The organism is Streptomyces sp. NRRL S-118 (assembly GCF_000716335.1).
In the GTDB taxonomy this organism is placed as follows: Bacteria; Actinomycetota; Actinomycetes; order Streptomycetales; family Streptomycetaceae; genus Streptomyces.
In genome coordinates, this window is record NZ_KL591020.1 from 125,301 (window position 1) to 134,650 (window position 9,350).

General features: G+C 72.0%; 8 protein-coding genes. 2 read left to right on the forward strand and 6 right to left on the reverse strand.

Going from position 1 to position 9,350, the window contains the following annotated elements; genetic code table 11:
• Positions 1-33: 33 nt before the first annotated feature.
• From ruvX to IH00_RS0127675, 4 genes are read right to left on the reverse strand one after another with little or no spacing between them, the layout of a single operon-like run.
• Positions 34-498: a Holliday junction resolvase RuvX gene (gene ruvX, locus IH00_RS0127660; RefSeq protein WP_031078273.1), complete on the reverse strand. Its 465-nt coding sequence runs from the start codon at positions 496-498 to the stop codon at positions 34-36.
• Positions 498-3,167: an alanine--tRNA ligase gene (gene alaS, locus IH00_RS0127665; protein ID WP_031078274.1), complete on the reverse strand. Its 2,670-nt coding sequence runs from the start codon at positions 3,165-3,167 to the stop codon at positions 498-500. The genes ruvX and alaS overlap by 1 nt, the downstream gene beginning before the upstream one ends.
• Positions 3,167-3,499, reverse strand: coding sequence for a DUF6167 family protein (locus IH00_RS0127670; protein WP_031078275.1), 333 nt, complete (start codon positions 3,497-3,499; stop codon positions 3,167-3,169). The genes alaS and IH00_RS0127670 overlap by 1 nt, the downstream gene beginning before the upstream one ends.
• A 7-nt stretch (positions 3,500-3,506) precedes the next feature.
• Positions 3,507-3,944 (reverse strand): DUF948 domain-containing protein, encoded by a 438-nt coding sequence (locus IH00_RS0127675; RefSeq protein WP_031078276.1) that lies wholly within the window; start codon positions 3,942-3,944, stop codon positions 3,507-3,509.
• 197 nt (positions 3,945-4,141) lie between these two features.
• Here IH00_RS0127675 and IH00_RS0127680 point away from each other — a divergent pair, with 197 nt between their 5' ends.
• On the forward strand, positions 4,142-6,325 hold the full coding sequence (locus tag IH00_RS0127680) for an ATP-binding protein (RefSeq protein WP_052411682.1): 2,184 nt from the start codon (positions 4,142-4,144) through the stop codon (positions 6,323-6,325).
• A gap of 96 nt (positions 6,326-6,421) precedes the next feature.
• On the opposite strand, the gene rpsD is transcribed toward IH00_RS0127680, so the two are convergent.
• The gene (rpsD, locus tag IH00_RS0127685; RefSeq protein WP_023589640.1) at positions 6,422-7,036 is read right to left on the reverse strand and encodes a 30S ribosomal protein S4; all 615 of its coding nucleotides are present in this window, start codon (positions 7,034-7,036) and stop codon (positions 6,422-6,424) included.
• Positions 7,037-7,230: 194 nt separating this feature from the next.
• Between rpsD and IH00_RS0127690 the strand changes: the two genes are divergently transcribed.
• Positions 7,231-7,929, forward strand: coding sequence for a DUF2470 domain-containing protein (locus IH00_RS0127690; protein ID WP_031078280.1), 699 nt, complete (start codon positions 7,231-7,233; stop codon positions 7,927-7,929).
• Here the strand turns inward: IH00_RS0127690 and IH00_RS0127695 are convergent, their stop codons facing one another.
• Complete coding sequence (locus IH00_RS0127695) at positions 7,930-9,288, reverse strand: replication-associated recombination protein A (protein WP_031078281.1); 1,359 nt, start codon at positions 9,286-9,288, stop codon at positions 7,930-7,932.
• Positions 9,289-9,350 lie beyond the last annotated feature (62 nt).

Consider the following 9,350-nt stretch of genomic DNA (forward strand, 5'->3'; position numbering starts at 1 on the left):
CACCGCATCGCGCGGAACGTTACCGTACCGCGATCAGATGACCACTTCGACGCTCTCTCCAGGCGGATTACCGGATACCCGTTCGGACTCCAAAGCGTTCTGGAGGATGATCACAGCGGCTGCCTGATCGATGACGGACCGGCCCTTCTTGGACTTCACGCCCGAGGCGCGCAGGCCCTGGGTCGCGCTCACCGTGGTCATTCTCTCGTCCACCAGCCGCACGGGCACGGGTGCGAGGGCACGGGCGAGCTCCTGGGCGAAGGCACGGACCTTGGCCGCGGCCGGGCCCTCGCCCCCGCTGAGGGAGCGAGGGAGCCCGACCACGATCTCGATCGGTTCGTACTCCTCGGTGATCTGCTTCAACCGCCGGTGGGCGGCCGGGGCGTCGCGTCCCGGCACGGTCTCCACCGGCGTGGCGAGGACCCCGTCGGGGTCGCACGAGGCGACCCCGATCCGGGCGTCCCCGACGTCGATCGCGAGCCGGCGGCCCCGTCTCATCAGACGGTGTCCGCGACGAGCCGCTCGACGGCGGCGATGGCGTCGCCGACGGCCTCCGCGTTCTGACCGCCGCCCTGGGCGACGTCCGGCTTGCCACCACCACCGCCACCGAGGGTCTTGGCGGCCGTGCGGACCAGGTCACCGGCCTTGAGGCCGCGTTCGCGGGCGGCCTCGTTGGTGGCGATGACCGTCAGCGGACGGCCGTTCGCCAGGGTGAACAGGGCGACGACGGCCGGGCGGTCGCCCGGGATGCGGCCGCGCACGTCCAGGACCAGCCTGCGCAGGTCGTCGGCGGTGGTGCCGTCCGGGACCTGCCCGGTCACCAGGGCCACACCGCGTACGTCCTGGGCGCCCTGGGCGAGCCCGGCGGCGGCCTGGAGCACCTTCTCCGCGCGGAACTTCTCGATCTCCTTCTCGGCGTCCTTCAGCTTGGCGAGCATGCCGGAGATCTTCTCCGGGAGCTCCTCGGGACGGCCCTTGACCAGCTCCTGGAGCTGGGCGACGACCGTGTGCTCCCTGGCCAGGAAGTTGTACGCGTCGACACCCACGAGGGCCTCGATACGGCGCACACCGGAACCGATCGACGACTCGCCGAGCAGCTTCACCAGGCCCAGCTGGGCGGTGTTGTGGACGTGCGTACCACCGCAGAGCTCCTTGGAGAAGTCGCCGATCGTGACCACACGCACGCGCTCGCCGTACTTCTCGCCGAACTCGGCGATGGCGCCCTGCCGCTTGGCCTCGTCGATCGCCATGACCTCGGCGTGCACGTCCAGCTCTCGGGCCAGCACCTCGTTGATCTTCTGCTCGACGTCGGTCATGACCGCCTGCGGAACGGCCGACGGCGAACCGAAGTCGAACCGGAATCGACCGGGCTGGTTCTCCGAACCGGCCTGGGCGGCCGTGGGGCCGAGGGCGTCACGCAGCGCCTGGTGGGTCAGGTGCGTGGCGCTGTGGGCACGGGCGATGGCCCGGCGGCGCCGTACGTCGATCGTGGCGTAGGCGGTGGCCCCGACGGTCACCTCGCCGACCTGGACGGAGCCCTTGTGGACGGAGACGCCCGGGACCGGCTGCTGGACGTCGCGCACCTCGATGACGGCACCGCTGTGCAGCCGGATGCGGCCGGTGTCGGCGATCTGGCCGCCGCCCTCGGCGTAGAACGGGGTGCGGTCGAGGACGACCTCGATCTCGTCGCCCTCGGTGGCGGCGGGCGAGGGGACGCCGTTGACGAGCAGGCCGACGACGGTCGTCTCGCCCTCGGTGTTGGTGTAGCCCACGAACTCGGTGGCACCGGAGGTGTCGGCGATCTCGCGGTAGGCGGAGACGTCGGCGTGGCCGGTCTTCTTGGCCCGGGCGTCCGCCTTGGCGCGGTCCCGCTGCTCCTGCATCAGGCGGCGGAAGCCGGCCTCGTCCACGGACAGGCCCTGTTCGGCGGCCATCTCCAGGGTGAGGTCGATCGGGAAGCCCCAGGTGTCGTGGAGCAGGAACGCCTTGTCGCCGGAGAGCACCGTGCCACCGGCGGCCTTGGTCTCGGTGACGGCGGTGTCGAGGATGTTGGTGCCGCCCTTGAGGGCCTTGAGGAACGCGGCCTCCTCGGCGAGGGCGACGGTCTCGATGCGCTTGCGGTCGGTCTCCAGCTCCGGGTACTGCTCGCCCATCGTCCTGATGACCGTGTCGACGAGCTCGCCGACGACCGGGCCCGAGGCGCCCAGCAGGCGCATGTTGCGGATAGCGCGGCGCATGATGCGGCGCAGCACGTAGCCGCGGCCCTCGTTGCCCGGCGTGACGCCGTCACCGATGAGCATCACGGAGGTGCGCATGTGGTCGGCGACCACGCGCAGCGAGACGTCGCTCTCGTGGGCCTGGCCGTAGCGCACACCGGTGAGCTCGGTGGCCTTGTCGATGACGACCTTCAGGGTGTCGGTCTCGTACATGTTCTGCACGCCCTGGAGGATCATCGCCAGGCGTTCGAGACCGAGGCCCGTGTCGATGTTCTTGCTCGGCAGGTCACCGAGGATCTCGAAGTCCTCCTTGGAGGTGCCCTCGCCGCGCTCGTACTGCATGAAGACCAGGTTCCAGATCTCCACGTACCGCTCGTCGTTGACGGCCGGGCCGCCCTCGGCGCCGAACTCGGGGCCGCGGTCGTAGTTGATCTCGGAGCAGGGGCCGCAGGGGCCGGGCACGCCCATGGACCAGAAGTTGTCCTTCTTGCCCAGGCGCTGGATGCGCTCGGCGGGGACGCCGACGACGTCACGCCAGATCTGCTCGGCCTCGTCGTCGTCCTGGTAGACGGTGATCCAGAGCTTCTCGGGCTCCAGGCCGTAGCCGCCGTGCTCGACGGAGCCGGTCAGCAGCTCCCAGGCGAGCTTGATGGCGCCTTCCTTGAAGTAGTCGCCGAAGGAGAAGTTGCCGCACATCTGGAAGAACGTGCCGTGGCGGGTGGTCTTGCCGACCTCCTCGATGTCCGGCGTGCGCACGCACTTCTGCACGCTGGAGGCGCGGGTGTACGGCGGCTTCTCCTCACCCAGGAAGTAGGGCTTGAACGGCACCATGCCGGCGTTGACCAGGAGCAGAGTCGGGTCGTCCGCGATGAGCGACGCCGAAGGGACGACGGTGTGCCCGCGCTCCTCGAAGAAGCTCAGCCAGCGGCGGCGGATTTCAGCCGACTCCATCAGTGGTCCTCATTCCGGTTGTTCGAGTGGTGGTGGGGATGGGGGTGGGGGGCGCCGTCGAGCGCCGCGGACCGCCGCGGCGCGGGGAGCGCCGGATCGTCGACCGGTGCCGCCAGACCGAGCGCCTCGCCCAGTTCCGCTTCGCGCTGGAGCATGCCCGCCCGGACGTCGAGCGCGAATTCCTTGAGCCGGTGGCCGGTTTCGATCGCCTTGTCGGCGGCCTGCGCGGCGAGGCTCTCGGGGGTCAGCTGCTTCAGCTTGCGGTTGACCTTGGTGGTGGCCCACACACCGGCTGCGGCGCCGGCGGTGAACCAGAAAGCACGGCGGAACATCCCTGCGTCAGCCCTTCCGCTTGGTCCTGTTGCTGCGGGCCGACGGAACCGTACGGCCGACGATGACCGTGCGCCGGGACGGTCCGGCCGGCTTGTCGTCCTTGTTCCGGCTCATCGCCCGGCGTACGCCGTAGCCGAAGGCCGCGACCTTGACCAGCGGTCCGCCGAACGTCGAGGCGACCGTGGTGGAGAGCGCGGAGGCGTTGGACGTGACCTCCTGGACGTCCGACGCGATGGCGTCCACCCGGTCGAGCTGCGTCTGCGCGGCGCGGACGGTCACGGAGGCGTCCGCCAGCAGCGGGACCGCCTGCTCCGTCACCTCCGCCACGAGTCGGGTCGTCGCCCTGAGCGTCTGGGACAGCCTCACCAGCACCACGGCCAGGAAGGAGACCAGGATCGCCCAGAAGACGGCCACCAGAATCCCGGCAACCTCTCCACCGGTCACTGCGCACCGCTCTCTGCTCGTCGATTTCGTCGAACTCGGTCGAACTTGTCGCATGAATGCTTCGAAAGTCGTCCTCCGAGCCTATCGCGCCCGCAGTCGCTCCCCGTACCGCATTCCGCGTGGCCCGCAGGGGGAGCCCGACGGTCCGATTGTACGGAGCGCAGTCACCTCGGTACGCTCCGTGTTCCATGTGTTCCATGCGACGGCGCAACCTCCCGGCCGAGCTGAACCGGTTCGTCGGACGTGACCGCGAACTCGCGGACCTGGCAGGCCTGCTGACGGACTTCCGGCTCGTCACGGTGGTCGGCGTGGGCGGGGTGGGCAAGACGCGGCTCGTGACGCATGCGGCCGCAGCGGTGGCCGCGGAGGCGAAACGCTACTGCGACGGGGTCCGGCTCGCCGAGCTGGCGACGCTGCGCGACCCGGGGCTGCTGGAGCACGCGCTGGTCGAGGCGCTCGGACTGACGGACCACACCTCCCGGCCGCCGCGGGAGGTGCTCGTGGAGCACCTCGCGGATCGCCGTCTGCTGCTCGTCCTGGACGGCTTCGAGCACCTCGTGGAGGGCTGCGCCACCCTCGTACGGGAGCTGTTGCGCCGGGCACCGGGACTGACGGTGCTGGCCGCCGGGCGCAGACCGCTGCGGGTCCGCGGGGAGGCCGTGCTCCCGCTGGCACCGATGTCCGACGAGGACGCGGTGCGGCTGTTCCTGGACCGGGCCGCCGCGGCCGTGCCCGGCTTCCGCACGGGCGGTGGGGACCCCTTGGCCGTACGGGAGCTGTGCCGCCGGCTCGACGGGATCCCGCTGGCGCTGGAGCTCGCGGCCGGGCGGCTGCCGGCGCTCGGTCTGGAGGGGCTGCTGCACCGGCTCGACGACCGCTTCCAGCTGCTCACCTGCGGAAGCCGGGGCGAGACGGACCGCCACCGGACGCTGCGGCTCGCCATCGGCTGGAGCCATGAACTGTGCACGCCCGAGGAGCGGCTGCTGTGGGCGCGGCTGTCGGTGTTCGCCGGGCAGTTCGACCTGGAGGCCGCGGAGTACGTGTGCGGCGGGCCGGAGCTGCCGGCCGAGCGGGTGCTGGACGTGCTCGCCGAACTGCTGGCGCAGTCCGTGGTGCTGCGGGAGGACGCGGCGGCGGGCGTGCGGTACCGGATGCTGGACACGGTCCGGGCGTACGGCGCGCAGTGGCTGGCCGAGCTGGGTGACGAGGACCGGCTGCGGCGGCGCCACCGCGACTGGTACCTCGGCCTGGCCGCCTGGTGCGAGCTCGACTGGTTCGGCCCCAAGCAGGCGGAGGTGGCGGCGTGCACGGACAGCGCCCTGCCGAACCTCCGGGCCGCGCTGGAGCGGTGCCTGGACGAGCCGGAGGAGGCGCACCTGGCGCAGCACCTGGCAGGCACGCTCTGGTTCTACTGGGTGGGGTGCGGTCGCCTGGCGGAGGGGCGGCACTGGCTGGACCGGGCGGTGGTGCTGGAGTCGACGGGGCACGCCCGGGCGCGGCTGAAGGCGCTGTGGGTCCTCGGGTACGTGGCGATCCTGCAGGGCGACAACACGGCGGCGGGCGCGGCGCTGTACGCCTGCGAGGAGGACGCGGCACGGACGGGCGACGCGCTGGCCGCCGCGTACACCACCCACCGGATGGGCTGCCTGGCGCTGCTGTCCGACGAGATGCCGCGCGCCGAGGTGCTGCTGGCGCAGGCGGCGTCGGCCTACCGCGAGCTGGGCGAGCTGAACAGCCAGGTGCTGATGGGCCAGGTCGAGCTGGCCATGGCGAAGGTGTTCCTGGGGGACCTGGAGGGCGCCGTGGCGCTCTGCGAGGAGGTCCGGGAGGTGTGCGAGGAGCGCGGCGAGCAGTGGACCCGCGCGTACGCGCTGTACGTGCTGGCCTATGCGGCATGGACGCGTGAGGAGCACGGTGAGGCGCGGCGCCTGCTGGGCGAGTGCATCACCATCGACCACACCTTCCACGACCTGGTCGGTCTGGTGCTGGCGGTGGAACTGCTGGCCCTGGTGACGGCGAGCGAGGGTGATCCCGCGGAGGCGGCGGTGCTGCAGGGCGCGGCCGCCCGGATGTGGGAGGCGGTGGGCCTGCCCTTGTTCGGTTCCGGCCACTTCGGCGCGCCGCGGGCGCTGTGCGAGCGGCGCGCGGTGGAGCTGCTGGGCGCCGAGCGCTTCCGGTCGTACGAGGCGGAGGGGCGCGCGCTGGCCCTGGACGCGGCGGTGCGCCGGGCCCTGTCGGGGCGCGCGGCGGCCTCGGCGCGCTCCTCGGTGCGGGGTGTACACGCGCTGCGCCCGCCCCGGCGGCGGCCCGCCGCGTCGCCTCACCCGGGCGAGGGGCCCGCCGCGTCGCCGGCGCCCCACCCGGGCGAGGGGCCCGCCTGACACGGAGGGTCCCGGGGAACGCGGAAGCCCGCCGGCCCCGCCGCCGGGAAGGCGGAGGGACGGCGGGCTGACAACCGCGGTGGTACTGCGCCAGGATCAGCGGGCGTAGTACTCGACGACCAGCTGCTCGTCGCAGATGACCGGGATCTCCTTGCGGTTCGGCTCACGGTCCAGGCGGAAGGCCAGGGCCTTCAGGTTCACCTGGAGGTAGCGCGGGGTCTCGCCCTCGGGGGCGAAGCCACCCTCGCGCGCGACCTGGAAGAGGGTCTTGCTGCGGCTGCGCTCGCGGACCATCACGACGTCGTCGGGACGGACGCGGAACGACGGCTTGTCGACCTTCTGGCCGTTGACCTCGATGTGGCCGTGGACGACCATCTGGCGGGCCTGGTAGATGGTGCGGGCGATGCCCGAACGCAGGACCAGGGCGTCGAGACGGCGCTCGAGCTCGACGACCAGCGCCTCGCCCGTCTTGCCCTCGGCCTTCTTGGCGCGGTCGTAGGCGCGGGCCATCTGGCGCTCGCTGATGTCGTACTGGGCGCGCAGACGCTGCTTCTCGAGCAGACGGACCTTGTAGTCCGAGTTCTGCTTGCGGCCACGGCCGTGCTCACCCGGCGGGTACGGGCGGGCCTCGAAGTACTTGACAGCCTTCGGCGTCAGCGCGATACCGAGCGCACGCGACTTCTTGACCTTGGGACGCGACTGGTTAGGCACGTTCTCCAGACCTCCGATATAGGTTAGGTTAGGCTTACCTTAATCAAGGAGATCGCATGTCGAGCCCTGGGAACACCACGCGCATCACAGACAGCAGCACAAAGAACGACGCTCCCGCTTCGCGGAGCATCGATGTGACGGAGGTCCGATCAGCTCATGGTCAGCCGCGTCCCAGCGGGCTTGAAACCGCCCGGATGCCGTCAGCAGCCGAGCGCACACGAACTCTCGTACAGAGTACATGCTCCGCGGTGCTCATCGTTCCCGGGGCCGAGGGCGCCCGCCCCGACCAGCTCGTCCCCCACGCCCGCACCGTCGGCACGGACGGCGAGGTCTTCCTGCTCTTCCTTGCCGACGCCCCGCCCGTCCGCGCCGCCACGCACGCCCAGGACGACGAACTGCCCGCCGTGCTCGAGCTCACCGACGTCGCCCCGGTGGCGGTACCGAACCGCATCCGCGGCCGCGCATGGGTCTCCGGCTGGCTCACCTGCGCGCCCGGCATCGCCGCGCCCGGCCTGATGATGCTGCGGCTCGAGGTCGGCGAGGTGTACGTGGACGACCTGTGGGGCGACGCGGCGGTCGACCCCGAGGAGTTCACGCACGCCCGGCCGGACCCGCTCGCCGCGTACGAGACCGATCTGCTCCAGCACCTGGCCGCCGCCCACGACGACCACCTCCAGGCCCTGAGCTCCCTGCTGGGCCACCGCGCCGACGGCCCGTCCGCCGTGCGCCGGGTGGTGCCGCTGGCGCTGGACCGGTTCGGGCTGCGGGTGCGGTGCCGGGACGCGGCGGGACGCTCCTTCGACGCGCGCTTCGACTTCCCCGAGCCCGTACGGGACGTACCGGGCCTGCGCCGAGCCATGCACACGCTCTTCGAGGCGGCGGCGCACGGCTGACTACGCGCCGCCTTCGCCCCGCAGCCGCTCGCGCACCTTCTCCACCACGTCCGCGTACCGCGCCTCCGCGCCGTACCGGGTCGGCTCGTAGTAGCGCTTGCCGTGGATGGCGTCGGGGGCGTACTGCTGGGCGGCGATGCCGCCGGGGACGTCGTGCGGGTACACGTACCCCTGGGCATGGCCCAGCTTGGCGGCGCCCTTGTAGTGGCCGTCCCGCAGGTGCGGCGGGACCGGGCCTGCCAGCCCGCCCCGGACGTCGGCCTGGGCGGCGGCTATCGCCGTGGTCGCGGTGTTCGACTTCGGCGCCAGCGCGAGGGCGATGGTGACGTGGCTCAGGGTCAGCGCCGCCTCCGGGAAGCCGATCATGGCGACGGCCTGTGCCCCGGCGACGGCGAGCGGCAGCGCCGTCGGATCCGCCAGCCCGATGTCCTCGCTCGCCGAGATCATCAGCCGCCGGGCGATGAACCGGGGGTCCTCCCCCGCCTCGATCATCCGCGCCAGATAGTGCAGGGCCGCGTCCACGTCCGAGCCGCGGATCGACTTGATCAGCGCGCTCGCCACGTCGTAGTGCTGGTCGCCGTCCCGGTCGTACTTCACCGCCGCCCGGTCGACCGTCTCCTCCAGGGTGGCCAGGGTGATCACCGGCTCCCCCTTCGCGATGGCCGCTCCGGCCGCCGCCTCCAGCGCGGTCAGGGCCCGGCGGGCGTCGCCGCCCGCGATCCGCAGCAGATGCGCCTCGGCGTCCTCCGGGAGTGTCACCGCGCCGCCCAGGCCGCGCTCCTCCGTGAGCGCCCGCCGCAGCAGCCCGCTCACGTCCTCGTCGGTGAGGGGCTCCAGTGTCAGCAGCAGGGAGCGGGACAGCAGCGGGGAGATGACCGAGAAGTAGGGGTTCTCGGTGGTCGCCGCGATCAGCGTCACCCACCGGTTCTCCACGGCCGGCAGCAGTGAGTCCTGCTGGGCCTTGCTGAAGCGGTGGATCTCGTCGAGGAAGAGGACGGTCTCCTTGCCGAAGCCGCCGGCGGCGCGCCGCGCGCCGTCGATGACCGCGCGCACCTCCTTGACGCCGGCGGTGATCGCCGACAGTTCCACGAACCGCTTGTTGGTCGCCTTGGAGACCACGTACGCCAGGGTCGTCTTGCCGGTGCCGGGCGGGCCCCAGAGGATCACGGACGAGGCGCCCGCCGGGCCGCCAGCGCCCTCGCCGACCAGCCGGCGCAGCGGGGACCCGGGCTTCAGCAGATGCTGCTGGCCGACGACTTCGTCCAGGGTGCGCGGGCGCATCCGGACCGCCAGCGGGCTGCTGGACGGGTCCTTCTCCTGGCGTTCCTCGGCTGCGGCGGTGAAAAGGTCGGGCTCCACATCCAGAAGCCTATGTCAGCCCACCGACAGTCCCGGCGGGGCCGGTCGCCCGGCCGTCAGCC

What these genes read in the sequence shown, in the direction of transcription:
- IH00_RS0127680 (WP_052411682.1), top strand. Translation starts at nt 4,142, where the DNA reads ATGCGACGGCGCAACCTCCCGGCCGAGCTGAACCGGTTCGTCGGACGT.
- ruvX (WP_031078273.1), bottom strand. Translation starts at nt 498, where the DNA reads ATGAGACGGGGCCGCCGGCTCGCGATCGACGTCGGGGACGCCCGGATC.
- IH00_RS0127690 (WP_031078280.1), top strand. Translation starts at nt 7,231, where the DNA reads ATGCCGTCAGCAGCCGAGCGCACACGAACTCTCGTACAGAGTACATGC.
- IH00_RS0127670 (WP_031078275.1), bottom strand. Translation starts at nt 3,499, where the DNA reads ATGTTCCGCCGTGCTTTCTGGTTCACCGCCGGCGCCGCAGCCGGTGTG.
- alaS (WP_031078274.1), bottom strand. Translation starts at nt 3,167, where the DNA reads ATGGAGTCGGCTGAAATCCGCCGCCGCTGGCTGAGCTTCTTCGAGGAG.